This is a genomic window from Bordetella genomosp. 11, from assembly GCF_002261215.1.
Classification (GTDB): Bacteria; Pseudomonadota; Gammaproteobacteria; order Burkholderiales; family Burkholderiaceae_B; genus Bordetella_C.
This window is the reverse complement of the sequence record NZ_NEVS01000001.1, coordinates 1,144,593-1,170,353: the sequence shown is the minus strand read 5'-3', so window position 1 is coordinate 1,170,353 and position 25,761 is coordinate 1,144,593. Positions and strand designations below refer to the sequence as shown.

The 25,761-nt window shown below is 66.2% G+C and carries 26 protein-coding genes; 10 read left to right on the top strand and 16 right to left on the bottom strand.

The annotated features are described in order from the left end of the window. Positions 1-13: 13 nt before the first annotated feature. Positions 14-1,108, top strand: coding sequence for an acyltransferase family protein (locus CAL28_RS05260; protein WP_094840296.1), 1,095 nt, complete (start codon positions 14-16; stop codon positions 1,106-1,108). On the opposite strand, the gene mctP is transcribed toward CAL28_RS05260, so the two are convergent. Both mctP and CAL28_RS05250 read right to left on the bottom strand, forming a co-directional pair. After that, positions 1,076-2,569, bottom strand: coding sequence for a monocarboxylate uptake permease MctP (mctP, locus tag CAL28_RS05255; protein WP_094840295.1), 1,494 nt, complete (start codon positions 2,567-2,569; stop codon positions 1,076-1,078). The two genes, CAL28_RS05260 and mctP, sit on opposite strands and share 33 nt — an antisense overlap. Then, complete coding sequence (locus tag CAL28_RS05250; RefSeq protein ID WP_094840294.1) at positions 2,569-2,748, bottom strand: DUF3311 domain-containing protein; 180 nt, start codon at positions 2,746-2,748, stop codon at positions 2,569-2,571. Before CAL28_RS05250 ends, mctP begins: the two co-directional genes overlap by 1 nt. A gap of 518 nt (positions 2,749-3,266) precedes the next feature. On the opposite strand from CAL28_RS05250, the gene infA reads away from it, so the two are divergent. Further along, on the top strand, positions 3,267-3,542 hold the full coding sequence (gene infA / locus CAL28_RS05245; RefSeq protein WP_094840293.1) for a translation initiation factor IF-1: 276 nt from the start codon (positions 3,267-3,269) through the stop codon (positions 3,540-3,542). Positions 3,543-3,714: 172 nt separating this feature from the next. Next, a complete protein-coding gene (locus CAL28_RS05240) occupies positions 3,715-4,041 on the top strand; it encodes a hypothetical protein (protein WP_094840292.1) in 327 nt (108 codons plus the stop codon). A gap of 4 nt (positions 4,042-4,045) precedes the next feature. On the opposite strand, the gene CAL28_RS05235 is transcribed toward CAL28_RS05240, so the two are convergent. Beyond that, positions 4,046-4,384: a hypothetical protein gene (locus tag CAL28_RS05235; RefSeq protein WP_094840291.1), complete on the bottom strand. Its 339-nt coding sequence runs from the start codon at positions 4,382-4,384 to the stop codon at positions 4,046-4,048. Positions 4,385-4,532: 148 nt separating this feature from the next. Between CAL28_RS05235 and CAL28_RS05230 the strand changes: the two genes are divergently transcribed. Then, a complete protein-coding gene (locus CAL28_RS05230; protein WP_094840290.1) occupies positions 4,533-4,913 on the top strand; it encodes a COG4315 family predicted lipoprotein in 381 nt (126 codons plus the stop codon). A 98-nt stretch (positions 4,914-5,011) separates the two neighbouring features. Here CAL28_RS05230 and mog read toward each other — a convergent pair whose 3' ends face one another. Together mog and CAL28_RS05220 are read right to left on the bottom strand one after the other, a co-directional pair. Then, positions 5,012-5,638 (bottom strand): molybdopterin adenylyltransferase, encoded by a 627-nt coding sequence (mog, locus tag CAL28_RS05225; protein ID WP_094840289.1) that lies wholly within the window; start codon positions 5,636-5,638, stop codon positions 5,012-5,014. A gap of 68 nt (positions 5,639-5,706) precedes the next feature. After that, positions 5,707-6,636 (bottom strand): DnaJ C-terminal domain-containing protein, encoded by a 930-nt coding sequence (locus CAL28_RS05220; RefSeq protein WP_094840288.1) that lies wholly within the window; start codon positions 6,634-6,636, stop codon positions 5,707-5,709. 315 nt (positions 6,637-6,951) lie between these two features. On the opposite strand from CAL28_RS05220, the gene CAL28_RS05215 reads away from it, so the two are divergent. The 3 genes from CAL28_RS05215 to yfcF are packed head-to-tail and all read left to right on the top strand — an operon-like array spanning position 6,952 to position 9,879. Continuing rightward, positions 6,952-8,655 carry a sensor domain-containing diguanylate cyclase gene (locus CAL28_RS05215; protein ID WP_094840287.1) on the top strand — a complete coding sequence of 568 codons (1,704 nt, stop codon included), beginning with the start codon at positions 6,952-6,954 and terminating at the stop codon, positions 8,653-8,655. A 9-nt stretch (positions 8,656-8,664) separates the two neighbouring features. Continuing rightward, a complete protein-coding gene (locus tag CAL28_RS05210; protein WP_094840286.1) occupies positions 8,665-9,219 on the top strand; it encodes a DinB family protein in 555 nt (184 codons plus the stop codon). A gap of 30 nt (positions 9,220-9,249) precedes the next feature. Then, a complete protein-coding gene (gene yfcF / locus CAL28_RS05205; RefSeq protein ID WP_094840285.1) occupies positions 9,250-9,879 on the top strand; it encodes a glutathione transferase in 630 nt (209 codons plus the stop codon). A gap of 340 nt (positions 9,880-10,219) precedes the next feature. Here the strand turns inward: yfcF and CAL28_RS05200 are convergent, their stop codons facing one another. The 3 genes from CAL28_RS05200 to tkt all read right to left on the bottom strand — a co-directional run bounded on the left by CAL28_RS05200 (position 10,220) and on the right by tkt (position 14,596). Continuing rightward, positions 10,220-11,413: a phosphoglycerate kinase gene (locus CAL28_RS05200; RefSeq protein WP_094840284.1), complete on the bottom strand. Its 1,194-nt coding sequence runs from the start codon at positions 11,411-11,413 to the stop codon at positions 10,220-10,222. Between the two features lie 112 nt (positions 11,414-11,525). Continuing rightward, complete coding sequence (gene gap, locus CAL28_RS05195) at positions 11,526-12,536, bottom strand: type I glyceraldehyde-3-phosphate dehydrogenase (protein WP_094840283.1); 1,011 nt, start codon at positions 12,534-12,536, stop codon at positions 11,526-11,528. Positions 12,537-12,550: 14 nt separating this feature from the next. Beyond that, on the bottom strand, positions 12,551-14,596 hold the full coding sequence (gene tkt / locus CAL28_RS05190) for a transketolase (protein WP_094840282.1): 2,046 nt from the start codon (positions 14,594-14,596) through the stop codon (positions 12,551-12,553). A 195-nt stretch (positions 14,597-14,791) separates the two neighbouring features. Here tkt and CAL28_RS05185 point away from each other — a divergent pair, with 195 nt between their 5' ends. Further along, positions 14,792-15,565 carry a 16S rRNA (uracil(1498)-N(3))-methyltransferase gene (locus tag CAL28_RS05185; RefSeq protein WP_094840281.1) on the top strand — a complete coding sequence of 258 codons (774 nt, stop codon included), beginning with the start codon at positions 14,792-14,794 and terminating at the stop codon, positions 15,563-15,565. On the opposite strand, the gene CAL28_RS05180 is transcribed toward CAL28_RS05185, so the two are convergent. The 3 genes from CAL28_RS05180 to CAL28_RS05170 all read right to left on the bottom strand — a co-directional run bounded on the left by CAL28_RS05180 (position 15,547) and on the right by CAL28_RS05170 (position 19,912). Continuing rightward, positions 15,547-16,011: a barstar family protein gene (locus CAL28_RS05180; RefSeq protein ID WP_094840652.1), complete on the bottom strand. Its 465-nt coding sequence runs from the start codon at positions 16,009-16,011 to the stop codon at positions 15,547-15,549. The two genes, CAL28_RS05185 and CAL28_RS05180, sit on opposite strands and share 19 nt — an antisense overlap. A gap of 368 nt (positions 16,012-16,379) precedes the next feature. After that, the gene (locus tag CAL28_RS05175) at positions 16,380-18,668 is read right to left on the bottom strand and encodes an NADP-dependent malic enzyme (RefSeq protein ID WP_094840280.1); all 2,289 of its coding nucleotides are present in this window, start codon (positions 18,666-18,668) and stop codon (positions 16,380-16,382) included. 299 nt (positions 18,669-18,967) lie between these two features. Continuing rightward, positions 18,968-19,912 (bottom strand): hypothetical protein, encoded by a 945-nt coding sequence (locus tag CAL28_RS05170; protein ID WP_094840279.1) that lies wholly within the window; start codon positions 19,910-19,912, stop codon positions 18,968-18,970. Positions 19,913-19,956: 44 nt separating this feature from the next. On the opposite strand from CAL28_RS05170, the gene CAL28_RS05165 reads away from it, so the two are divergent. Further along, complete coding sequence (locus tag CAL28_RS05165) at positions 19,957-21,120, top strand: pyridoxal phosphate-dependent aminotransferase (RefSeq protein ID WP_094840278.1); 1,164 nt, start codon at positions 19,957-19,959, stop codon at positions 21,118-21,120. A gap of 7 nt (positions 21,121-21,127) precedes the next feature. Here CAL28_RS05165 and CAL28_RS05160 read toward each other — a convergent pair whose 3' ends face one another. Next, complete coding sequence (locus CAL28_RS05160) at positions 21,128-21,985, bottom strand: transglycosylase SLT domain-containing protein (RefSeq protein WP_094840277.1); 858 nt, start codon at positions 21,983-21,985, stop codon at positions 21,128-21,130. Positions 21,986-22,129: 144 nt separating this feature from the next. On the opposite strand from CAL28_RS05160, the gene CAL28_RS05155 reads away from it, so the two are divergent. Next, a complete protein-coding gene (locus tag CAL28_RS05155; RefSeq protein ID WP_094840276.1) occupies positions 22,130-23,674 on the top strand; it encodes a UbiD family decarboxylase in 1,545 nt (514 codons plus the stop codon). Here CAL28_RS05155 and CAL28_RS05150 read toward each other — a convergent pair. The 4 genes from CAL28_RS05150 to CAL28_RS05135 all read right to left on the bottom strand — a co-directional run bounded on the left by CAL28_RS05150 (position 23,631) and on the right by CAL28_RS05135 (position 25,734). Next, on the bottom strand, positions 23,631-24,029 hold the full coding sequence (locus CAL28_RS05150) for a hypothetical protein (RefSeq protein WP_094840275.1): 399 nt from the start codon (positions 24,027-24,029) through the stop codon (positions 23,631-23,633). The two genes, CAL28_RS05155 and CAL28_RS05150, sit on opposite strands and share 44 nt — an antisense overlap. Beyond that, complete coding sequence (locus CAL28_RS05145; protein ID WP_094840274.1) at positions 24,026-24,481, bottom strand: phage holin family protein; 456 nt, start codon at positions 24,479-24,481, stop codon at positions 24,026-24,028. The genes CAL28_RS05150 and CAL28_RS05145 overlap by 4 nt, the downstream gene beginning before the upstream one ends. A gap of 102 nt (positions 24,482-24,583) precedes the next feature. After that, positions 24,584-24,898: a DUF883 family protein gene (locus tag CAL28_RS05140; RefSeq protein ID WP_094840273.1), complete on the bottom strand. Its 315-nt coding sequence runs from the start codon at positions 24,896-24,898 to the stop codon at positions 24,584-24,586. A gap of 146 nt (positions 24,899-25,044) precedes the next feature. Then, positions 25,045-25,734 (bottom strand): hypothetical protein, encoded by a 690-nt coding sequence (locus CAL28_RS05135; RefSeq protein WP_094840651.1) that lies wholly within the window; start codon positions 25,732-25,734, stop codon positions 25,045-25,047. Positions 25,735-25,761: the final 27 nt, after the last annotated feature.

Genomic DNA, 25,761 nt, shown 5'->3' with positions numbered 1-25,761 from the left:
CGGGAGGTCGCCCATGGGTTTGCTCAGGACGTTATTCGCGCTATCGGTGGTACTGGACCATTCCCCTTTCAATGGCGGCAATATGCTGGTGGGAGGACGGCTTGCGGTGCAGCTGTTCTATGTAATCTCGGGGTTCCTGATTTCCTATATCCTGAACACCAACGAGGCCTATCGCAGCACGGGGCGCTTTTACGAGAACCGCCTGCTGCGGCTGTTTCCGACCTATCTCGCCGTCGCGGCGGTGGCCCTGGCATTGAATTGGGTTGCCAATCCCGAATTCCTCGATGTCTATCGGCGCAGCCCCAACAGCGCGGACCTGTTCCTGATGCTGTCCAATCTATTCATCGTCGGCCAGGACTGGCTGATGTTCTTCGGCATCAAGGGTGGCTCGCTGGTCCTGACCGGCAGCTACGCCGACAGCGACGTGCCGCTGTACCAGGGCCTGCTCGTGCCGCAGGCGTGGACGCTGGGCGTGGAACTCAGCTTCTATCTCATCGCCCCGTTCGTCCTGCGCTCGATGCGCCGCGTCGTGCTGCTGTTCGTGGCATCGCTGGCATTGCGCGCGGTACTGCTGCTCGCCGGCGTGGCGCAGTCGGACCCATGGACCTACCGTTTCTTCCCGCTGGAACTGGCGTTGTTCCTGTCCGGCGCGCTGTCGCACCGGCTGCTGCTGCCGATGTGGCAGCGGCTGAGCGAGCGCTTCCGCTACCTGCCGGAACTGGCCACCGGCCTATTCGTCATCTACACGCTGTTCCACTTTTCCGTGCCGATCAACCACAACCTGCGCGACGCGCTGGCACTGGCGGCTTTCGCCGGCATCCTGCCGCTGACCTTTATCCATCAGGCACGCCATCGCCTGGATAAAAAAATCGGGCAGCTCAGCTACCCGATCTATATCTCGCATTCCGTGGCGATCCTGCTGGTGCATCAGGCCGCCGGCTGGATCGGCCTGACCGACGCGCTGGCGATCTCGACCCTGAATGTGCTGCTATCGCTGCTGCTGGCCGCATTGCTGTGGAGCATGATCGATAGCAAGGTCGATAAAATCCGCGAGCGCGTCAAGTCGGGCGATCGGTCAGGCGCTCCGGCGCGCGCCCTGCGGGCCTGACACCATGCCCATCACAAGCTGCGCGACGACCGCGACGATGATGTTCACGGCCAGAGCCGCCAGGCCGGTATAGATGCCATAGGTGTCGCCACCCACCACGAAGGCGTGCACGGGCTTGATGCCGTCCATGTACGCCAGCGTGGTGCCGGTGGCCAGGCCCACGAGCCAGCCCAGCAGCAGCGGACCGCCGCGGAACCAGCCGAAGAACAGCCCGAACACCACGGCGGGGAAAGTCTGCAGGATCCACACGCCGCCCAGCAGTTGCAGGTCCAGCGCGAACTGCGTGGGCACGAACAGGATGAAGACCAGCGCGCCCACCTTGACGACGAGCGAAACGATCTTGGCCACCTTGGCTTCGCCCGCCGGCGTCACCGACGGGTTCACATAGGCCTTCCAGAAGTTGCGCGTGAACAGGTTGGCCGCGCCGATCGACATCACGGCCGCGGGCACCAGGGCACCGATGGCGATGGCGGCGAAGGCAAAGCCCGCGAACCAGCTGGGGAACAGCGAATTGAACAGCGCCGGCACCACGTCATTGGGCGTCTGCGGATGCAGGTTGGCGGCGTAGGCCATGTATCCCAGCATGGCGATCAGGCCCAGCAGCAGCGTATAGGCCGGCAGGAAGATCGCGTTCTTGCGGATGGTGTCGGCGCTCTTGGCGGCGAAGATACCGGTCAAGGTGTGCGGGTACATGAAGGCCGCGAGGGCGGACCCCAGCGCCAGCGTCGCATACGGAAGAAATTGCGATGCCTTCAGCGTCAGTCCCGTGGCACCGCCTTTCGCGGCGAACGCCGCGCCGGCGGAGGAGAACACCGCGGCGTAACCGCCCAGCTTGGCCGGCACCAGCACAATGGCCACCAGGACGACGATATAGATCATCAGGTCCTTGACGAAGGCGATCAGCGCGGGCGCCCGCAGGCCGGCGGAATAGGTATACAGGGCCAGGATCACGAAGGCGGCAGCCAGGGGCAGTTCGCCGGTCAGGCCCAGCGCCTTGATGACCACTTCCATGCCGACCAGCTGCAGCGCGATGTAGGGCATCGTCGCCAGCACGCCGGTGACGGCGATGGCCAGCTCCAGGGGGCGCGACTGGAAGCGCGCATAGACGACATCGGCCGAGGTGACGTGTCCGGCCTTCTGCGCCACCCGCCACAGCCGCGGCATGATGGCGAATACGATGGGATAGACAAGAATGGTGTACGGCAGCGCGAAAAACCCGTAGGCGCCCACGGCGTAGACCAGCGCGGGCACGGCAATGACGGTGTACGCGGTATAGAAGTCGCCGCCGACCAGGAACCAGGTGATCCAGGTACCGAAGCGGCGTCCGCCCAGGCCCCATTCATCCAGATGCGCCGTCGTCTCGCCGCGCTGCCAGCGCGACGCCGCGAAGCCCATGACGGTCACCAGCACGAAAAAGAAAATGAACACGCCCAGGGCGGTCCAATTGATATGGCCGTCCATTATTCGTCCCCTTCTTTACGCTGGCTGCGGTAGACGATCCACGTCAGGAACGCGGTGATCGGCACCCACAGGAGCTGATACCAATAGAAGAAAGGGAAACCGAACAGCTCGGGCAGGGCCTGGTTATAGAACGGCACCCATAGCAAGCCGATGAACGGCAGCAATAGAAGAATCCACATGCCTAGACTCGTTATAAGAAGGTTGTCTCTCGATTTTGTCGCGCGATCGGACATGACGCCGGACGTGGCAGGATGGCGCCGCCGTTGGCGAGGCCGCAGGATACTCCCGTATTCCGGAGCACCGCAAATAAAGACCTTGCGCGCCGCGCGGGCATATTGCACGCCGCCGAAGCCGCTGCTCGCCGGCTGCCACACGCCGATTTCTCGACATTCGGGTTTACACCAGGGTAAAAATGAACTAAACTTTATCGCGTGACGTATTTCCATAGCACGGACATCGCCTTTCGCGATTTCCGCGGCATTCCGGCGGTTCTGCCGCTCTCACCCGCTTCTTCCGGTCCCGCCGCATGGGCTGACCGCGACCAAGCACCCGTTTTGACGGGTTCGCCGCCCTGACGGCCAGCGTCCTCGCCTTTCCATCATTCGCGTCCCCGGACGCGACCGACCGGCCGTCCCGGCCGCGTGCCCGTTGCCGCGCGGCGGCATGGCGCGACGGTTTACCTTTTCTGGAGACTTCCATGGCGAAAGAAGAACTGATTGAACTCGACGGCATCGTCGACGAAGTGCTGCCCGACGCGCGCTACCGCGTCACGCTGGACAACGGCGTTGAAGTCGGCGCCTATGCGTCCGGCCGCCTGCGCAAGCACCGCATCCGCATCCTGGCGGGCGATCGCGTAACGCTGGAAATGTCGCCCTACGATTTGACCAAGGGCCGCATCAATTTCCGCCACAAGGACGCCAACCCCGCGCCGCGCCCCAGCGGAACGGGCTATCGCCCCTCTGCCCGCCGCTAAGTCCCAACGGCCTGGCATGCCCGCCCGGTTCATTCCGGGAACGCGGCAAGTCACGGCTTGCCTACAGGCAAGCGCTGCCGAAACGACCTGGGTTTCGGCCCGATTTCCACCGAATGCGAGGCTGCCGCGTGCGCTAACGTAGCGGCTTTGCGGAAACATCGACCGGCCGCCCATGGCTACCGAACAGGAATTGCGCGCCGCGGCCGCGCGCGTCACGGAACTACAAAAGCAGCTTGCACTGGCGGACCGCGGCTGGCAGCTGCTGGGCCGTTCCCGCGCCGCCTTCATCAGCAGCCTGCGGCACACCGGGCTGTCCTATGCCCACGCACAGATCAAGTTCGATGATTTCGTGGAAGAACAGCGGCGCCTGTACGAGTACCTGACCCAGGCATTGCAGGCCGCGCAGGACCACTACGCGGCCCTGACGGCGACGGCCGGCGGCACGCCGCGGCCGGACGCGGGCCAGGACATCCGCGAGCACGCGGCCGCGCGGCCTTGACGGCCTACATGCACAGGTTGGCGGTCTGCACCAGCCCCTGCGCGCCATAGGACGAACGCGACGACATGCGGACTTCCACCTTGCCGCTGGCGTACTCGATGACGCGCAGCACCGAGCTGATGCCCATCGCGCTTTCGTCGACCACGTCGTAGCCGTTGCTGATCGCCACTATCTTGACCTGCTCGCCCTGGCCGCGCCAACCGTCGGCCACGCATTGCGCGTAAGCCTGCGGGGGCTTGGCCGTATGGCCGAAAAATACCGGATCCTTCTTCAATAGATCGTTGGTCGACGAGCAACCGACCAAGGCCAGCACGAGGGCGGCGACGCCTGCGCGACGAATCATTGCAACTCCCATTGGTGCGATAACGATCCCGGACTATAGCGCAGTAGGAGTATGCTCAAGCGGTCCCGTGGCGCCGTGGCGCCCGGGATGCGGTATCGACATGCCGTGGTTTCGAAGGTCCGTTTCGTCAGCCGAAAAAGGAATCCCCATGAAACGCTCATATCTCGCCATCACCCTGTTTTGCGGCGCGATCGCCGTGTCCGCCGTACAGGCCCAGCCGGCCATGCAAGGCAAGACCGACAAAGGCCCCGCCCTGGTCGATCAGAAGAACATGACGCTGTATACCTACGACAAGGACGCCCAGGGCAAGTCCAATTGCAATGGCCAATGCGCCGCCAACTGGCCTCCCCTCGCCGCGGGCAGCGATGCCAAGCCCACCGGCAAGTGGACCATCGTCACGCGCGATGACGGCAGCAAGCAATGGGCATACGGCGGCATGCCGCTGTACACGTTCAAGAAAGACACCAAGCCGGGCCAGGCCACCGGCGATGGCGCGGGCGGCGGTACCTGGCATATCGCCAAGCCATAGCCCGGGCGCGGCCGGCGCCCGCGCCAGCCCCCCGCACTGCACAGGCCCGGCGGATCCGCCGGGCTTTTCGATTCGAGGCCCTTTGATTCGCCGGGCTTTTACTTGCGCAGCGCCGACTTCGGGCGGAACGCCTTGACCACGTCCGGACGCGTTTCCATGTAGGGACCGCCGATCAGGTCTATGCAATACGGCACCGCCGCGAAGATGCCGGGCGTCGCCACGGCGCCCTGCGCGTCGCGCAAACCCTCCAGGGTTTCCTTGATGGCCTTCGGCTGCCCGGGCAGGTTGATGATCAGCGCGGCGTGATCGGCGGTTTCGCGCAGCACCGCGACCTGCCGCGACAGAATGGCGGTGGGCACGAATTTCAAACTGATCTGCCGCATTTGCTCGCCGAAGCCCGGCATTTCGCGGGTGGCTATCGCCAGCGTCGCCTCCGGCGTCACATCGCGGCGGGCAGGCCCCGTACCGCCGGTGGTCAGGACCAGATCGCAGCCGACGTCGTCCACCAGCTCGACCAGCGCGGCGGAAATCGCTGCCTGCTCGTCCGGTATCAGGCGGGCGACCGCTTGCCAGGGCGATGCCAGCGCCTCTCCCAGCCAATCGCGCAGGGCCGGGATGCCGAGGTCTTCGTAGGTACCCTGCGAGGCCCGATCGGATATGGACACAAGGCCGACGATCAATTCATCGGGATGGCTGCGCGTGAGACGCGAGGCGGTATGGCTCATGGAAGCACCTGACGGTTCGGAATACGTTCCGCGAACTATACCGCCGCGCCCGCGCCGTTACGGCCGGCTCAACGCCCGAACTTGGCGCGCGGGTCGAAGGGTGCTTGACGCTGCAGATTCCGGTAGGCTTCCTGCGCCGCGGGCGTATTGGCTGGCGGCAAGGCGATTTCCAGCTCCAGGTACAGATCTCCGGGCGGCTTGCCGGGCAGGCCACGGCCTTTCAGGCGCAGCTTTCCGCCGTTGCGCGACCCGGCCGGTATCGCCACTTCCACCGGCCCGCCCGGGGTCGGCGCCGTGACGGTACCGCCCAGCGCCGCTTCCCACGGCGCCACGGGCAGCCTTAGCGTCAAATCGCGTCCGTCCACCCGGTACAGGGAATGCGGCCGCAGGCGGACCTCCAGGTAGAGGTCGCCCGCCGCGCCGCCGGCGTAGCCCGCCATGCCCTGGCCGGCCAGACGGATGCGTTGCCCTTCGCGGATCCCTTGGGGGATCTTCACGCTTAACTTGCGTTCCTGCAGGCGCGGCCGTCCCTGGTCGTCCATCTTCATGGACCGCAGGCTGATTTCCCGGGTGGCGCCATGCAGCGTGTCCTCCAGCTCGACTTCTATCGTGGCATGGTGGTCCTCGCCGCGCGCGCGAAAACCGCGCGCGCGCCCGCGCGTCGCATTGCCGAACAGCGACGAGAAAAACTCGCTGAAGTCGGTGTCCTCGCCGCCGTGGGCGGAGCTGAACTCGAAGCCCTGGTCCCAGCCCGGCGGCGGCCGGTGCGCGCCGTTGGCGGACACGCCTGCCGCCAGGTTGTCGTACGCCGCCCGCTTTTCCGCGTCGCGCAAGACGTCATAGGCTTCGTTGATGTCCCGCATGCGCACTTCGGCGTCGGCTTCCTTGCTGACGTCGGGATGGTATTGCCGCGCCAGCTTGCGGTAAGCGCGGCGCAGGTCGTCCTCGCCGACGTCCCGCGTCACGCCCAGTATGTCGTAGTAATCCTTGAACTCCATTTCGCCCGCTCTCGCTTCCGGGTAGCCATACGGTGGCCCTGCCGGCCCACGCCTGGGCGAAAGCGCAGCCCGCGCTGCCGCCTTCGCGCCGCATTCCATGCGCCAGACTACCGTAATCCCGAACAAACTTTCAGATAGTGGATATATCGGGCTAGATCGGCCGATTTCAACGCAGGGTGGCCATATGGGCCCCTGAACGCTACACCGCCGGTGGGCTACCGGCGATCCCCCTTTCGAACGAGAGGGGCAACGCTGCTACTGCTTCGATACAACATTGGGAACATTATGTAGCGCACGGACGGTCTTTGCGACAGAATGGGTAAAGTTCACATCAGCCGGGCACAAGGCTTGTTTCGTCGTCATCCACTCACGATCCAACAGCAGATTGTCCTGCTGGCCGGCACCCTCTGTCTGGCCCTGGTGGCGGCGGCAGCCGGTGGCGCGGCCTACATGGGCCAGCGCCAGACCCGGGATCTGATCGAACAGCACGTGGCGGATATCGCCAGCGCGATGGCCCATACGCTGGATCGCGACATGTTCGAGCGCTTCCGGGAAATCCGCAACCTTGCCGAAGGGCCGACCTTGCGCAGCATGGACCCCGGTACCCTGCGCGGCCTGCTGACGGTCCGCCAGCAATCCATGACGGACTATGCCTGGATCGGTGTCACCGACCCCGACGGCAAGGTGATCGCCGCCACCCAGCGCAGGCTGGAGGGCGACTCCGTGGCGCGGCGCCTGTGGTTCCAGCGCGGCCGGGAATCGCCCAATATCGGTGACGTCCGCGAATCCCGCATGCTCAATGAACTGCTGGAACGGCCGCGCGGCAAAGGCTTCCGCTTCGTGGAAATTTCCGCGCCCATCGTCGAGGACGGCCGCCTGGTCGGCGTGCTGGGCGCGCACCTGAGCTGGACCTGGGCGGCCGACGTGCGCCGCGCCATGCTGGAGGCCGATACCTCGGGCGGCGTGCGGGATCTGTGGATCCTGTCCTCCGACGGCACCATGCTGCTCGGACCTCACCTGGGCAGCAGGCCCTTTTCCGACGAACAGATCGCCCGCATGCGCGCATCCCGCCAAGGCTACTTCGAGCTGCAGAGTGACGCCGGCGAAATGTTGACTGGCTATGCCCTGGCATCGGGCTATCGCGACTATCCTGGCCGCAATTGGATCATCGTGGCGCAACAACCTGCCCGCAACGCCTATGTGGCAGTGCGGCGCCTAGAATGGCGGGTCCTGATCCTGAGCATCCTTATCAGCATCGCCGGCATCGCCCTGACCTGGACCATCGCCAACCGCATCGCCCGGCCCTTGCGCGCGCTGACCAAAGCGGCCAGCCACCTAGGCCGCGACGAATCGGTCACCATGCTGCCGCGCCTGGCGGGCGCGCGCGAGATCGTCGATCTTTCCGCCACGCTGCGCTCGCTGATGCGGCGCCTGGACGTCGAACAGGCGCGCGCCGAACACGTCCAGCGCCGCGCGCAGATCGAAGAGCAGCGCTACGTGCAGGAAATCAGCGAACTGCGCAAGGCCGCGGGGATCGATCCGCTTTCCGGCCTGCTGAACCGGCGCTCCTTCCTGTACGCGGCCGCCATGCTGATGGCCGAACAGAGCGCCCGCCTGGGACAGGTCGCCGTCATCATGGCGGACATCGACTTCTTCAAGCTCGTCAACGACAACCACGGGCACGGAGCCGGCGACGCGACCATCCGCAAAGTCGGTGAAATCCTGACGTCTTCCGTGCGCGAACAGGATCTGGTCGCCCGTTTCGGCGGCGAGGAGTTCGTCATCCTGCTCGCGGGGGCATCGCCGAATGCCGTCCTTGCCACCGCCGAGCGCATGCGCCGCAATGTGCAGCAAACGCCGATCGAATATCACAACGTCACCATACGCATCACCATCAGCCTGGGAATCGCCGTGGCCAGCGCGCGCGACGGCGACATCCAGACCATCATCGAAAGCGCCGACCACGCCTTGTACCGCGCCAAGCAGCGCGGCCGCAATCGCGCCGTCCTGTCGGCCTGAGGCCGCCCCATGACCGATATCCGCCATTTCCAGCTGCTGGCCCGCTACAACGCCTGGATGAACGAGAAACTGATGGACGCGGCGGCCGCCTTGCCGGCCGATGCCCTGCACACCGATCGTGGCGCCTTTTTCGGGTCCATCCTGGGCACGCTGAACCATCTGATCGTCACCGATACCATGTGGTTCCGGCGCTTCCTCGATCATCCGGCCGCGCGCCGCGGCCAGGCGCTCTCGCCCATCGCCGCCATGCCGGTCGAAAACCGGCTGGATGCCCGGCCCTTCGATACCCTCCAGGCGCTGCGGCCGCGCCGCACGGCGATCGACGCGGCCATCTCGGCCTGGGTAGGGGAACTCCAACCCGACGATCTTGCCTATCTATTGACGTACCGCAACAGCAAGGGCATCCCATCGCGGCGCGAGACCGCCAGCCTGCTGCTGCATGTGTTCAACCACCAGACCCACCACCGCGCGCAGGCGGGCACCCTGCTGACGCAGGCCGGTATCGAGGTCGGGGTGACGGATTTGCTTATCCTCGTCCCGGACGAACAGCCCGCGCGCTGCTAGTATTCCTGTTCACGCCAACCGGAGGAGACCGTGGCCGTACCGCTGACCCTATACGTCGATGCTCAATTTCTAAGCCCTTATGCCTTGTCGGCATATGCCGCCCTGGAAGTAAAAGGGCTGGACTTCGAGGTCCGGCAAGTCGACCTGGAGCAAGGGGACCAGCGCGCCGCGCCTTTCCTGCACCGTTCGCCTATCGGCAAGGTCCCGGTCCTGGCGCATCTGGATTTCTACCTGAGCGAATCCAGCGCCATCGCCGAATACCTGGAACAGGCCTTTCCCGCGCCGGACTACGCTGCCATCTATCCCGCCGACACGCGCGCACGCGCCCAGGCGCGGCAAGTGCAGGCGTGGCTGCGCAGCGACCTGCAGACGCTGCGCCGCGAACGCCCGACGGAAGTCATTTTCGACGGCATGCGGCCGGCGCCGCTCAGCGACGCCGGGCATTGCGACGCCGCCCGCCTGATCCGGGTCGGCACCGCCCTGCTCGCGCACGGCCAGCCCAACCTGTTCGGCGCCTGGAGCCTGGCCGACCTGGACCTGGCCGCGATGCTGAACCGCCTGGCAATTCCCGGCGACAGCCTGCCCGACCCGCTACGCGCCTACGCGCAACACCAGTGGAACCATCCCGCCATCCAACGATGGATCGCCGGCCGCGCCTAAAGCAGGAAAGAAGAAACGCGGGAAAGTCAGGAACGCAGGAAAGAAAGGAACAAGGAAAAGCAGAAAGACCCAGCCGCGTCCTTCCGGGAAACCCGGAGTCGCGCGCCGGACGGGTCCGCGGCGGGCCGTTGGAGCCGCGCGAGGGAATCCGAAGGAAGGACGGCCGGGCAAAAAACCCGCAAGAAAACCACCGCCACTTCGGCCGCCGTACGAGGATGACAACGCGGGAGTCCGGCGCGAAGGCGCCGGACCGGCTCCTCCGGCCCGCCGCGGACCCGTCCGGCGCGCGACGGCTAAAGAACCCAAACCACCCACGCACCAGAAAAACGCAATACCCGCATCACCCCGCCCGCTGCTGCAGAATCTCCACCGCCGGCAAGGTCTTCCCTTCGAGGAACTCCAGGAACGCCCCGCCCCCGGTGGAGATATACCCCACCTTGTCGGTAATGCCGAACTTGGCGATCGCCGCTAAAGTATCGCCACCGCCAGCGATGGAAAAGCCGGAGGATTCGGCGATCGCCCGGGCAATCACTTCAGTCCCGTGCGAGAACTGCTCGAACTCGAACACCCCCACCGGGCCGTTCCATACGATGGTCCCGGCTTTCTTCAGAATGTCCGCCAGCGCCTGCGCCGTCTGCGGCCCGATATCCAGCACCATGTCGTCCGCCCCGATGTCATCGGCCGACTTCACCGTGGCCGGCGCATCGGCCCCGAAGGACGGCGCGCACACCACATCCGTCGGGATCGGGACATCCGCGCCACGCTTGCGCATGATGTCCATCACCGCCACCGCCTCGCCTTTCTGGTCCGGCTCGGCCAGCGATTTACCGATGGACTTGCCGGCCGCCAGCATGAAGGTATTGGCGATGCCGCCTCCGACCACCAACTGGTCGACCTTGTTGGCGAGCGACTGCAGGATACTGAGCTTCGTGGACACCTTCGACCCGCCCACAATGGCCACCAGCGGCCGCTTGGGTTCGTGCAGCGCGCGGCCCAGCGCATCCAGTTCGGCTTCCAGCAGCGGGCCCGCGCATGCCACCGGCGCAAAGCGCGCAATGCCGTGGGTGGTTGCTTCGGCGCGATGCGCGGTACCGAAAGCATCGTTCACATAGACATCGCACAACGCCGCCATCTTGCGCGACAGCCCTTCGTCGTTCTTCTTTTCGCCCGGGTTCACCCGGCAGTTCTCCAGCAGCACCACCTGCCCCGGCGCCACCTGCACGCCGTCCACCCAATCGCGCAGCAGGGGCACCTGAATGCCCAGCAGCTCCGACAGGCGGCGACCCACCGGCGCCAGACTGTCGGCATCCGTCAGCTGGCCTTCTTTCGGACGGCCCAGGTGGGACGTCACCATCACCGCCGCGCCGGCATCCAGCGCCATCCGGATGCCGGGGACCGACGCGCGGATACGGGTGTCTTCCGAGATATTGCCGGCATCGTCGAACGGCACGTTGAGATCGGCGCGGATGAACACGCGCTTGCCTTGCAGGGCGCCGGACTTCGCCAGCGCGGACAGCGTATTTACCTTGGACATAGTTGTCTGCTCCCCTGAGCGCGGACCGGCCAGGCCCGCGCAGCCGTACGGAAAACAAAGGGGACGACGCGCGTCCCCTTTGTTCATGGTCTATCCATGCGCGATACGCGTTTTACTTGGCGTTCATCAGCGCGACGGTGGTGTCCAGCATGCGGTTGCTGAAGCCCCACTCGTTGTCATACCAGGACGACACCTTCACCAGCGTACCGGATACCTTGGTCAGCGTGGCGTCGAAGGTGCTGGATGCCGAGTTATGGTTGTAGTCGACGGAGACCAGCGGCTCGGTGTTGTAGTCCAGGATACCCTTGAGCGCGCCCTGCGAGGCCGCCTTCAGGATGCCGTTCACTTCCTCGACCGAGGTTTCGCGCTTCGCGATGAAGGACAGATCGACGATGGAAACGTTGATGGTCGGCACGCGGATGGCGTAGCCGTCCAGCTTGCCGTTCAGCTCGGGCAGCACCAGGCCCACCGCCGCGGCCGCGCCGGTCTTGGTGGGGATCATGCTCATGGTGGCCGAACGGGCACGGCGCAGATCCTCGTGATACACGTCGGTCAACACCTGGTCGTTCGTGTACGAGTGGATGGTGGTCATCAGGCCCGATACCACGCCGAGTTCGTCGTGCAGCGGCTTGACCAGCGGCGCCAGGCAGTTGGTCGTGCAGGAGGCGTTGGAGATGACGGTGTGCTCGGCCTTCAGCGTCTGGTGATTCACGCCGTAGACCACGGTCGCGTCCACGTCCTTGCCGCCCGGCGCGGAGATCACCACCTTCTTGGCGCCGCCCTTCAGGTGAGCGCTGGCTTTTTCCTTGCTGGTGAAAAAGCCGGTGCATTCCAGCACCACGTCCACCTTCAGCTCGCCCCAGGGCAGTTCGGCCGGGTTGCGATTGGCCAGCACGCGGATCTTGTCGCCATTGACGACCATGTAGTCGCCATCCACTTCGACCGTGCCGGGGAAGCGGCCATGGACGGTGTCGTAGCGCGTCAGGTGCGCGTTGGTCTTGGGATCGCCCAGGTCGTTGATGGCGACGATCTCGATCGCGTGCTTCTTGCCGCCTTCATAATGCGCGCGCAGCACGTTGCGTCCGATGCGGCCGTAGCCGTTGATGGCAACACGTATTGTCATGACTCGCTCCTCGTTTACAAAACCTGTTTGACGGCCTCGGCGACCTTTTCGGCGGTCAGGCCGAAGAAGGGGAACAGGGCGCCGGCCGGCGCCGACTCGCCGTAGCGATCGATACCGACCACGGCGCCCTCCAGCCCTACATATTTGTGCCACAGGCCGGTGGTGCCGGCTTCGACGGCGACGCGCGGCAAGCCCTTGGGCAGCACGCCGGCACGCCATTGGACGTCCTGCCTGTCGAACACGTCCGTGCTGGGCATCGATACCACGCGCACGGCCACGCCATCCTTGGCCAGCAATTCCTGTGCTGCCAGCGCCAGCGCGACTTCGGAACCGGTCGCGATGATCACCGCGCGCGCATCCGGGGCATCGCGCAACACGTATCCGCCGCGCGCGATCGCGGCCAGGGTCTGCTCGTCGCGGGGGACGAAAGGCAGGTTCTGGCGCGACAGCAGCAGCGCGGTCGGGCCGCCGTCATGCACCGCCATGCCGATGCTTGCCGGACGCTTGACGGCCTCTATCCACGCGACGGCCGTTTCGGCCGTATCGCACGGACGCCACACTGACAGGTTGGGGATCAGGCGCAGGCTGTTGGCATGCTCGATGGACTGGTGCGTGGGGCCGTCTTCGCCCAGGCCGATGGAATCGTGGGTAAAGACATGGACGACACGCTGCTTCATCAGCGCGGCCATGCGCAGGCCGTTGCGCGAGTAATCCGAGAATGTCAGGAAAGTGCCGCCGAAAGGCAGGTAGCCGCCATGCAGGGCGATGCCGTTCATGATGGCGGCCATGCCGAATTCGCGCACGCCATAGTTGATGTGGCGGCCGAACTGGATGGCCTTGTCGCCGGCGCGAACCGGCGCCACGCCCTTCCAGTCGGTGTAGTTGGAGCCGGTCAGGTCGGCCGAGCCGCCCAGCAGTTCCGGCAGCGCCTGCGCCAGCGCGCCGATCGCATACTGCGACGCCTTGCGCGTGGCGACGGTTTCCGCTTTCTCGACGGTGGCGGCGATGAACGCGCGCGCCTTGTCGGCGAAATCGGCCGGCAGCTCGCCGCGCATGCGGCGGGTGAACTCGGCCGCCTCGGTGGGGAACTGCCGCGCATAGGCGTCGAAACGGCCCTGCCATTCGTTCTGCGCGACGGAACCGGCACGGCGCGCGTCCCAGCCTTCGTAGATGTCCGCCGGGATGACGAAGGGCTCGGATTGCCAGTTCAGGGCGGCGCGGGTGGCGGCGATCTCGTCCTTGCCCAGCGGCGCGCCGTGGACTTTGTCCGTACCCGCCACATTGGGCGCGCCCTTGCCGATGACGGTGCGGCAGGCGATCAGCGTGGGGCCGCCATGGCTGGCGGCATTGGCGCGGGCCTGGCGCAAGGCGCCATCGACCGCGTCGACATCATGGCCGTCGACGCCGCGGATCACATTCCAGCCGTAGGCTTCGAAACGCTTGGCGGTGTCGTCGCCGAACCAGGCTTCGACCTTGCCATCGATGGAAATGCCGTTGTCGTCGTACAGCACGATCAGCTTGGACAGGCGCAGCGTGCCCGCCAGCGAGCAGACCTCGTGCGAGATGCCTTCCATCAGGCAGCCATCGCCCACGAAGGCGTAGGTGTGATGATCGACCACGGCATGGCCGGGGCGGTTGAATTCGGCCGCGAGCAGGGCTTCGGCCAGCGCCATGCCCACCGCGTTGCCCAGCCCCTGGCCCAGCGGCCCGGTGGTGGTTTCGACGCCGGGGGTGATCCCGACTTCCGGGTGGCCAGGCGTGCGCGAGTGCAATTGGCGGAATTGCTTGAGCTCTTCGATCGGCAGGTCGTAGCCGGTCAGGTGCAACAAGGAATACAACAGCATCGAGCCGTGCCCGTTGGACAGCACGAAACGGTCGCGTCCGGGCCAGGCCGGGTCGGCGGGATTGTGGCGCAAATGGCGGGTCCACAGGGCCTGGGCGATCTCCGCCATCCCCATGGGAGCACCCGGATGCCCGGAATTCGCCTGCTGTACGGCGTCCATCGCCAAAGCGCGGACAGCATCCGCCAAAGAAGGTTGTCGGGCGGTCGGATTGCTCATGCTCGAAGGGCTCGTCTCCCGGCGAAGGTACAAAAAGGGGCCGGGTATAGGGTTTGAAGAGCTCACGATTTTAGCACCGGGCCGGGAGCCGCCCGCCGGGGCGGCCTCCCCCGGGCGGCGTAATGCCGCCTCGCCCGGGCGGAGGACACCGCGCGGGCGGTAAGATTCCGCCACGCACGCCACGACGACATCCCCATGCCCGGTCCCCGCTTCCACTGCCCCTTCGCGCTCTCCGCGCACGCGCGCATCGAATTGCCCGACGCCATCGCCCACCACGCCGCCCGGGTGCTGCGGCTGCGCGACGGCGACACGGTAGTGCTGTTCGATGGCAACGGCGGCGAGTATCCGGCCACCCTGCGCATCGCCGGCAGGACGGTCCACGCCGAACTGGGCGCCCACGATGCGCGCGAGGCGGAACTGGCCGGCGGGATCACGCTGGTCCAGGGGCTGCCGTCGGGCGACAAAATGGATTGGATCGTCGAAAAGGCCGTCGAGCTGGGCGTACGGCAGCTGGTGCCCATCGCCGCCCAGCGCAGCGTCCTGCAGTTGAACGGAGAGCGCCAGGACAAGCGCCTGGCGCATTGGCGCCGCATCGCCGCGTCCGCCAGCGAACAATGCGGGCGCAACCGGCTGATGCACATCGAACCCGTGACGCCATTGGCGCGCTGGCTGGAAACGCCGTCCACCGGACTGCGCCTGCTATGCCACCCGGAAGGCGGCGCGTCATTGAAGACGGCACTGGACAATGCGCGGGACACCCGTTCGATCGCGCTGCTGGTGGGCCCGGAGGGAGGCTGGTCGGATGCGGAGCGCACGGCGGCCGGCGCGGCGGGTGTGCTTACCGCCAGCTTCGGCCCCCGCGTACTGCGTACCGAAACCGCCGGCCTGGCCCTGGTGGCCGCGACGACCGCGCTACTGGCCTGGGACGAAAACGAGCCCGCTGGCCCGCTTCAATCGGCCTCGCCGTAGCGCGCCGCGGCCACGCCGGGCTCTGCCGCGGGATGGGCACCGGCATGCTCGACGATGTAGGCGAACAGCCGGCCGTTTTCGCGCGCGTATTCGGTCACATCCTGGCAGATCGAGATGATGCGCGCGGCGTCTTCCTCCAGCGCGGGATCGCCGGAGTGCAGTTTGTACAGCCACAGCACGACGCCGACCTTCTGATCCAGCACGGTATCGGAAAGGCAATCGGAAAGTTCGTCGAAACTGCGGAAATGCATGGGGAAGTCCACCGCCTTGGCGATGGCGCGGAAGACGGCCGAGCGGCTGCGCGCCCGATCGCAGTCCGCGACGTACAAGGCCGCGCGCAGCTCACCAGTGGCCTCGACCACTGATTGCTTGTCCAGCGCAGCGGCATCGAGCTCGCCGCCACGCTGCAACTGTCGCTGCAATGCGGGCTGACCGGTTCTGGCCATGCTCGGACCTCCTGCAAAAAAATCCACCGCGACCATCCGCGGAATACGCTGCATCGTATCGACATAAGCCGGTTCGATCAATCGCATCGCGCCATGTTTTTGCGCCGCCTCGATACGCGCGATCCACGGTCGACGCCTGGGCGTCGGAAAATGCCAGGAAAGTCTCACCCGCCAAGCGCTGCGCGCCGCCCCTTAAAGGGGGCGAAGCCGGATCCGCGGCGTCCCGGGCCGGGCAGCGCACCCGCCTTCTGCCGTCGAGAAGATAAAGGCAGGGCGAGGCGCCCGTTTCCGGCGCTCGAAAGACAAGGGCCGGAAGAAGGCGCCTGTCGGCCTGCCTTCTTCCGGCCCTGTCGCGGGCGCGGGACCGCCTAGCGGCGGTTGTTGGCGTCCACCACGGCGAGCGCCGTCATGTTGACGATGCGGCGCACCGTGGAACTGGAGGTAAGGATGTGCACCGGTGCGTTGGCGCCCAGCAGGAAGGGCCCGACGGCCACGTTGCCGCCCGCCGCGGTCTTCAGCAGGTTGTACGCGATGTTGCCGGAATCGACGTTGGGGCACACCAGCAGGTTGGCGGTGCCCTTCAGCGTGGAGGACGGCAGGATGCGCAGGCGCAGTTCTTCGTCCAGCGCGCAATCGCCGTGCATTTCACCGTCGATTTCGATCTCCGGCGCGCGCTCGCGCACCAGCTGCAGGGCCGCGCGCATTTTCGCGCCGGACGAGGAACTGCCCGAACCGAAGTTCGAACGCGACAGCAGCGCGACCTTCGGCGCCACGTTCAGGCGATTCATTTCCTGCGCGGCGGCGATGGTGAACTCGGCGATCTGTTCGGCGCTGGGTTCCTCGTTGATATGCGTGTCGACCAGCACGACGGTGCGCTCGGACAGCAGCAGGATGCTCATGGCGGCGTACACATTGCAACCGGGCCGCTTGCCGATCACTTCGTCGATGAAGCGCAGGTGATCCGCATACGAGCCGACCGTGCCGCAGATCATGCCGTCCGCGTCGCCAAGGTGCACCATCATCGCGCCGATAAGGGTCAGGCGGCGGCGCATTTCGACGCGCGCCATTTCCTTGGTGATGCCGCGGCGGCACATCAATTCCCAATACGTGGTCCAGTAGCGATGGAAGCGCTCGTCGTATTCGGGATTGGTGACTTCGACGTCCTCGCCCAGGCGGATACGCAGGCCCAGGCGTTCGATGCGCGCGGCCAGCACGGCGGGACGGCCCACCAGGATGGGCTTGGCCAACCCTTCGTCCACCACGACCTGCACGGCGCGCAGCACGCGTTCGTCTTCCCCTTCGGTGTAGACGACGCGCGCCTTGCCGCCCTCGCGCACCAGGCGCTTGGAGGCCGCGAACAGCGGCTTCATGAAGGCGCCGGAGTGATACACGAACTGCTGCAGCTGCTCGATATAGTTGTCCATATCGGCCAGCGGACGCGTCGCGACGCCCTCTTCCATCGCGGCCCTGGCCACGGCGGGCGCGATGCGCACGATCAGGCGCGGATCGAAGGGCTTGGGAATGAAGTACTCGGGACCAAAACAGAGGTCGAAGGTACCGTAGGCCGCGGCCACGACCTCGCTCTGTTCTTCCTGCGCCAGCTTGGCGATGGCGTACACGGCCGCCTTTTCCATGCCGCGGGTGATGGTCGTCGCGCCGACATCCAGCGCCCCCCGGAAAATATACGGGAAGCACAGGACGTTATTGACCTGGTTCGGGTAGTCGGAACGGCCGGTCGCCATCACGGCGTCATCGCGCACGCTCTTGACGACTTCGGGCAGCACTTCCGGCGTTGGGTTGGCCAGCGCCAGGATCAGCGGGCGGGCGGCCATCGCGGCGACCATATCGGGCTTGAGCACGTTGCCGGCGGACAGGCCCAGGAACACATCCGCGCCCTCGATCACTTCGCCCAGCTTGCGCAGCTCCGTCTTGCGCGCGAAGCGCGCCTTGTCCGGATCCATCAGCGTGGTACGGCCTTCGTACACCACGCCTTCGATATCGGTGACCCAGATGTTTTCGATGGGCAATCCGAGGTCCACCATCAGCTCCAGGCAGGCCAGCGCCGCGGCGCCCGCGCCCGAGGTGACCACCTTGACCTTGGCGATGTCCTTGCCCACGACCTTCAGGCCGTTGATGAAGGCCGCGCAAACGGTGATGGCGGTGCCGTGCTGGTCGTCATGGAAGACCGGAATCTTCATGCGTTCGCGCAGCTTGCGCTCGACGACGAAGCATTCCGGCGCCTTGATGTCTTCCAGATTGATGCCGCCGAACGTCGGCTCCAGGCCGGCGATGATTTCCACCAGCTTGTCGGGATCGGTCTCGTTGATCTCGATGTCGAAGACGTCCAGGCCGGCGAACTTCTTGAACAGCACCGCCTTGCCTTCCATCACGGGCTTGGATGCCAGCGCGCCGATGTTGCCCAGGCCCAGAACGGCCGTACCGTTGGAGATCACACCGACCAGGTTGCCCCGGCTGGTGTAGCGGTAGGCGTTCACCGGATCGGTGACGATTTCTTCGCAGGCGGCCGCGACGCCGGGCGTATAGGCCAAAGCCAGATCGCGTTGGTTGGTCAGTTGCTTGGTCGGCGTGACCGAGATCTTGCCGGGGCGGTCTTGCTCGTGATATTCGAGCGCGGCCTTGCGCAGATTGGCGTCCATGATCGCTTGATACGTGTGAAGAAAGTTGAAAACCGAAAACGCAGGATTCTAGTCCTTTGACAGGCTAGCCGCCGAAGACGGTGCCGGAACCGGCCACCGCCCATGCTCTCGCGCGCCCTCGCCGCAGGAAGAAACGACGGCGCCAATGCTGGTCTGGCCATCATCCCTTACATCTGGAAAGTCTTTAATCTTACTCCGGCCACGAAATTCGGCCGAAATGCGGCGCCGCCGCGCGATGAATCGCAGGCGCGGCACGCGCTGCCGGGACGCTTCGGTTGCGGCGCAAACGCCACGTCGATTCATGCGAGTTCGGGGAAGACGCCGGCCGGATCGAAATGCGATTTGACGCGCCTGTCCAGCGCACGCGCCTGGGCCGGCGGCAGGCAGGCATCGGCGCGGGCGGCCGCGCCGGCTTGCTCCGCGACCGCGGATCCGATCGGTACCGGCTCCAGCACCAGGCTTTCCAGCCATGCCAGCGTGCCCGCATGGCCATGCAGCATCCGGGCCAGGTTCAGCGTGGCGGGCGCCTGCGGCAATAGCGCATCGAGCCTGTAGTGCGCGGGCCAGGCGGGCTGTTCCCGGCACCACTGGGCTTCGGCGGCACCCGCCATGCGGAACAGCGCCGGCACCAATTGCTGCAATGCCGCGCTGCGCAAGGGCAGGCCATCGTCCGCGCCGAAGGGTCCGAGCGTGTCGGCCACCCCGTCGGCCAGGAGCACATCGGCCGCGTGCACGCCGGACAGATCGCCCCGGCCTGGCGGCCAGGCTGCCGCGTCGCGGTCGGCGAACCAGGCCGCCAGGGTGCGGCCGGGCGCCGCGCCGGCAAACTGGCGCAGGCCGGCTTGCGCCAGCTCGCCCAGGGTCACGCCGGGCCCCGCGCGCCAGCGCGGTACCGGGCCCGGTTCGCGCACGAGCCGGTCCAGCCGCGCGGGATCCACCCACAACACCGGCCGCCCTTCCGTGGACACCGTCGATCCGGCCAGCGCCAGTTGGATGCCATGCTCGGCACACAGCGCCCTGGCCTGCCGCACATCCGCCGTCGCCAAAGGCGTCCAGGCGGCTTGCGGCACCGCATCGTCCGCCGCCGGAGAGACCGCCGTGCCGGAGGTATCCGCGGCGGGAACGCCGGCGTGCATCGACTTCAGCTCCCCGTCGCAGACGCGGCGCAGGCTATGGCAGAAGACCTGCCACGGCGTGCGCGGGGCCGGCCGCCCCAGGAGAAACGCGCGTCGCGATGGCTGCATGACTACAATCCCTTTTCTTCGTATCCGCCGATAGCACCCAGCGTATGTATCCCCTCGCCGACCGTACTCATGAATTCCTGACTTTTCACGCGGTGGAGGTGTTCAAGCAAGCCCAGGCGCTACAGGCGTCCGGACGCGACATTATCAGCCTGGGCATCGGCGAACCGGACTTTACCGCGCCCCCGCAGGTGGTGGAAGCGCTGGAACGCGCGGCGCGCGCCGGACTGAGCGGCTACAGCCCGCCGGCCGGGCTGACCGCCTTGCGCGAGGCGATCGCCGGCTTCTACACCCGCTTCGGCGCGCACGTGGACCCTGCCCGCATCATCGTGACGTCTGGCGCCTCGGGCGCGCTGTCCCTGGCCTGCGCGGCCCTGGTCAATCCGGGCGACGAAGTCCTGATGCCCGACCCGTCCTATCCCGCCAACAGCAACTTCGTGCTGGCGGCCGGCGGACGGCCGCGGCTGATCCCCAGCACGCCGGCCAAGCGCTTCCAGCTGTCCGCGGCCGATCTGCGCGAACATTGGACGCCGCGCACCCGCGGCGCCATCATCGCATCGCCCAGCAACCCCACCGGCACGTCCATCGCGCAAGCCGAACTGGCCGAGCTGCTGGGCGAAACCGCGGCGCGTGGCGGCTTTACCCTGATGGACGAAATCTACCTGGGCCTGTCCTACGACGGCGAGCCGCGTTCGGCGCTGGCGCTGGACGACGAGGTCGTGGTCATCAACAGCTTTTCCAAGTACTTCAATATGACCGGCTGGCGGCTGGGCTGGCTGATCGTGCCGCAGGCGATGGTGGCGACCGTGGAAAAAATGGCCGCCAGCCTGGCGATCTGCGCGCCCACGCTGGCCCAGCACGCGGCCCTGGCCTGCTTTACGCCCGACACGCTGGCGCTGTATGAAGAACGGCGGCTGGCTTTCCGCCAGCGTCGCGATTTCCTGCTGGGCGCCTTCCAGGAACTGGGTATCGACGTGCCGGTCAAGCCGGACGGCGCCTTCTATATCTATGCCGATATCTCGCGCTGGGGCATGGACAGCGACCGCTTCGCCACCCGCCTGCTGCACGAAGCCGGCGTGGCGGCCGTGCCGGGGCTGGATTTCGGGCCGGCCCACGCCAGCCGCGGCATGCGCTTCGCGTATACCACCGGCATGGACCAGTTGCGCGCCGCCGCCGGCCGCATCGGCGGCTTCCTGGCGGGGCTGCGCTGAAGGCAGGCTATTCGCGCGCCAGGGGAATGCCCGACGCCACGGCCAGCCGGCGCCGCTCGGCCTGGACCTTGTCGCCATAGCCGCCATCGTTCGGGCCGCTGGCGCCGACATAGCAGGCCAGGCCGGCCTCGACGGAGCCGCGCCGCTTGATGCAATCCTTGAGGATGCCGGCGCCGACGCGGATATTGGCGACCGGATCCAGCGCGCCCTTCTTGCCATAGGCATCGAACTTGGACTGGTGGACGCTGGTCATCACCTGCATCAATCCTTGGGCCCCCACGCTGCTTTCGGCGAAAGGGTTGTAGCGGGATTCCACGGCAATGACCGCCAGCAGCAGCAAGGGATCGACCTTCAGCTCGCGTCCGACCTTGTACGCCGTATTGACCAGCACGGCGGTCGCATCGGATGCCACTTTGTACTTGCGCGAGATATAGTTGCGCAGCGCTTCGGTTTGCGCGCTGCTCACGCCATCTCCCCGCGACCCAGATTTGGCCACGGGATGCGGCAAGGGGGTGAGAAAGGCGGTGGCGTTACTGCCCGCTTCGGGTACGGCAAGCGCGACCGCGCCCGGCGTGCCGGATGGCTTGTCCGTGTCGAGATCGAGGTCGGCCGCGGTATCGGCGTCCGCCAGCGCGCTGTCCGCGCCCATGGGCGGGACCGTCGCGGGCGCGAGCGCCGTCAACAAAGCCTTGTGCACCTGCAGCGCCTGGTCGCGCAGACCGGGCAGAGCCAAACCCATGCTAACGGTGACGATGACGGCGATGCCGAGGTAGACGGCACAGATTCGCAGCCATTCGCCGATATAGCGGTGAACGCCTTGTGCCAATTGCCTGAACGGATAACTGGCCACTGACGCATAAGGCATTGGAGACCTCCTGCGTTTTATAGGGAAGGGGATGTTAACCTCTTATCGGCTGCCCATATGTAACAAATCCCGCAAGTAACATGCAACGTTGAGCAAGTTTGCCTAACTTCTGCGAATTCACACCCGCTCTCCCGTAGGCCTCCCGTGAAATACCGAGATTTAAGAGATTTCATCGCCCAACTCGAAGCGCGCGGCGAGCTCAAACGCATCGCCGCCCCCGTCTCCACCCAGCTGGAAATGACGGAGATCGCCGATCGCGTGCTGCGCGCCGGCGGGCCGGCGCTGCTGTTCGAGAACGCCCGCCACCAGGATGCGCCCGCCACGATGCCGGTGCTGGCGAATCTGTTCGGGACGCCGCGCCGCGTCGCCTGGGGCATGGGCGCCGACGATGTGCAGGCCCTGCGCGAAACCGGCGAGTTGCTGGCGTCGCTGCGCGAGCCCGAAGCCCCCAAGGGCCTGCGCGATGCCTTTGCCAAGGTGGCGATGCTGAAAGCCGCGCTGTGGGACATGAGTCCGAAGAACGTCCGCGGCCCCGCGTGCCAGGAGATCGTCCTGGAGGGCGACGATGTCGACCTGTCCCGCCTGCCCCTGCAAACCTGCTGGCCCGGCGACGTCGCGCCGCTGTTGACCTGGGGACTGGTCATCACCAAGGGGCCGCGCGCGCGCCGCCAGAACCTGGGCATCTACCGGCAGCAGCCGATCGCCCGCAACAAGCTGATCATGCGCTGGCTGTCGCATCGCGGCGGCGCGCTGGATTTCCGCGAGCATGCCCAGGCCCATCCCGGCCAGCCCTTTCCGATCGCCGTGGCGCTGGGCGCGGATCCCGCGACCATCCTGGGCGCCGTCACCCCGGTCCCGGACACCCTGTCGGAATACCAGTTCGCGGGCCTGCTGCGCGGGTCGCGCACGGAAGTGGCCAAGGCGCTGGGCAGCGATCTATCGGTCCCCGCCTACGCGGAAATCGTCCTGGAGGGCCACCTGTTGCCCAGCACGGATCCGCGGGCGCGGGCACCGTCGGTGCCCGACGGCGTCGCGCCGCCGGCGGATACCGGCTACGAAATGGCGCTGGAAGGCCCCTACGGCGATCACACCGGCTATTACAACGAACGCGATTGGTTTCCGGTGTTCACGGTGGACCGCATCACCATGCGGCGCGATCCCATTTACCACTCCACCTACACCGGCAAGCCGCCGGACGAGCCGGCGGTCCTGGGGGTGGCGCTGAACGAAGTCTTCGTGCCCCTGCTGCGCCGCCAGCTGCCCGAGATCGTCGACTTCTACCTTCCACCCGAAGGCTGCAGCTACCGCCTGGCCGTGGTGTCCATCCGCAAGCAGTACGCGGGCCACGCCAAACGCGTCATGTTCGGCCTGTGGAGCGTGCTGCGCCAGTTCATGTACACGAAGTTCATCGTGGTCGTGGATGAGGACGTCGACCCGCGCGACTGGAAAGAGGTCGTCTGGGCGATGACGACCCGCATGGACCCGGTGCGCGATACCACGCTGGTGGAACGCACGCCGATCGATTACCTGGATTTCGCCTCGCCGGTTTCCGGGCTGGGCGGCAAGATGGGCCTGGACGCCACCAACAAATGGCCGGGCGAGACCGACCGCGAATGGGGCCGGCCCATACTCATGGACGAAGCCGTCAAACGGAAGGTGGACGCGATGTGGGGGGAACTGGGCTTGTAGGGCCGTCGCCGTGTCCTTGCGCCTGCCGCGCCTGCCAGCCGCGATAGACCTGCCATCCGACCGCGGCGGCGCCGGCCAGCTTCAATAGCCGGGACCGCTTGCCGCGCAGGAAGATCGCCGACAGCGACGACATGATGACCGGATAGCGGCGCACCAGGGAAAAAGCCTGCAGCGCGAGCCCCGGCATATTGCTGGCGCCCAGGCGCGGCATCAGGGCCTTCACCAGATGCGAGGGCGACAGGGAGTCGGTCAGTCCGGCAACGTTGTGCAGCAGCGCTTCGCGCTCCACGGCCGCGCGGGCGCGCAGCAGTTCGATGCGGATCTGGCGATCGACCTCGGGGGACAATTTGTTCATGGCGCGGGCTCCCGGCGGCGGGCGGCGCGGGCCTCGCGCGCCGCTTCGGCGCGCCGCTCCGCTTCTTCTTCCTCTTGCGCCTTGATGCGCAGATGGTCCAGTAATTGGGCGTCGCGCGCCAGTTCTTCCAGCGTGGCCGCGAAGGGCGCGGGGCCCGTCGTCAAGGTGCGGCGCACGATGAAGAGAAGAACCACGCCCAGCACGGCATAGACAGCCGCCAGCGCCCCGAGCGCCATGTAGCGTTCATCGGTAGGCCAGAAATACACGGCCACCAGGATCGAGAACACCAGCACGGCCAGGGTCAGGAACAGCAGGGCCGCGAAGGAACAGCCCAGCAGCTTCAGCAGCCGGCCTTTCTCCGCGGACGCTTCCAGCGCCAGCAGCTCGAAACGCGTGCGCCCCAATTCAACCAGGCTGGAGGCGACACCGAGCAGGGATTTGCGTAAAGGCATATGAGTATTCCATTGCGCTCCGCGCCACCCGCGCCGCATGAAAGCGGTGCAGCCGGGCGCGGGGCGCGGCGGTTCACAGGCGCTGCCGGACGCCCCGTTGCCTTAGCGGCGGCTGATCAGCAGACCGAGCAGCAAGCCGGTCAGGCCAGCGATGCCGATAGCCTGCCAGGGATTGTCATGGACGTAGTCGTCCGTTGCCCGGGCCGCCTTGCGGCCGCGTTCGACCACCGCGTCCTGCACCTCGTAGAGCGTCTCGCGGGTGCGCTTGAGCGAGGTCATGGCGCGGTCGCGCAGTTCGGCGGCCTTGTCGCCGGTACTCGCGGCGGCTTCGCGCAGCAGGCTTTCCGCATCGTTCAGGCTGCTCTTGACGCTGTCGATCAGGTTCTCTTTAGCGTTTTCGGAAGATGTCGCGTTCATGTTCGTTCCCTTTTCTTGTGTTGCATGTCCTGGACGGAAACAATGATACCAGCGGGGCTTTGCCTCAAGCCCCCTATTGCTACCGACTGCTACGTCCGCGGCGGCATGCCGCGGACCGTAAGAGCATGCCACGATGCAACGCGGCTTTATTTGATCTGGGTTATTTCGACGGCGGATTTAATGCCCTGCTGGTCGATGTCCTGCTTCATCACCAGGTTGACGGCGGGGCAATACCAATCGGTGACGGTGGTATTCAACGCCGGGATGGGGATGGTCAAGCCCTTGAAGGTCGCCATGGTCGGATCGGTATCGCGCCGATAGGAAATCGGCCAGCAGGATTGCTTGCCGAGCGCCGTATCCATCGTGCGTCGCGTGCCGACCGTCTTCTGGCCGATGCGCACGGTGGTACTGGGCGTCCCTCCCACAGGGGCCTCTTTGCCGATATTCAGGCGGAAGTTCGCGCCCGGCAGTTTCTGGCCCGGCCCGCTGATTTTGCCGTCGTAGGCGAACAGGCCCAGCATGCGCAGGTCGAACTGCCCTTCCGACACGGGTCTTTCGCCGGCGCTTTCGTAGCGCACGAAACTGGCCTGCCCGTTGTGGACGGTCATCAGATAGTCCAGCCTGGACTTGCCCGGCGGCAGGCCGGCATAGGAGAACGTGGCCACGCCGGTGACCCGGGCGCGGCAGTTTTCGCCATTGCTTTTGGTTACGTCAGCAAACGCCAGGTCGGCGCCCAGTTGCAAGTTGCCGGAGCCCGTCAACTGCACCTGTCCGCCGTTGCGGATGAATTGGGCATCGCAGACGCCGGCTTGCGCGTTGCCGGCGGCCAGCAGCATGGCGATGGCGGCCAGAGCACCGTACAC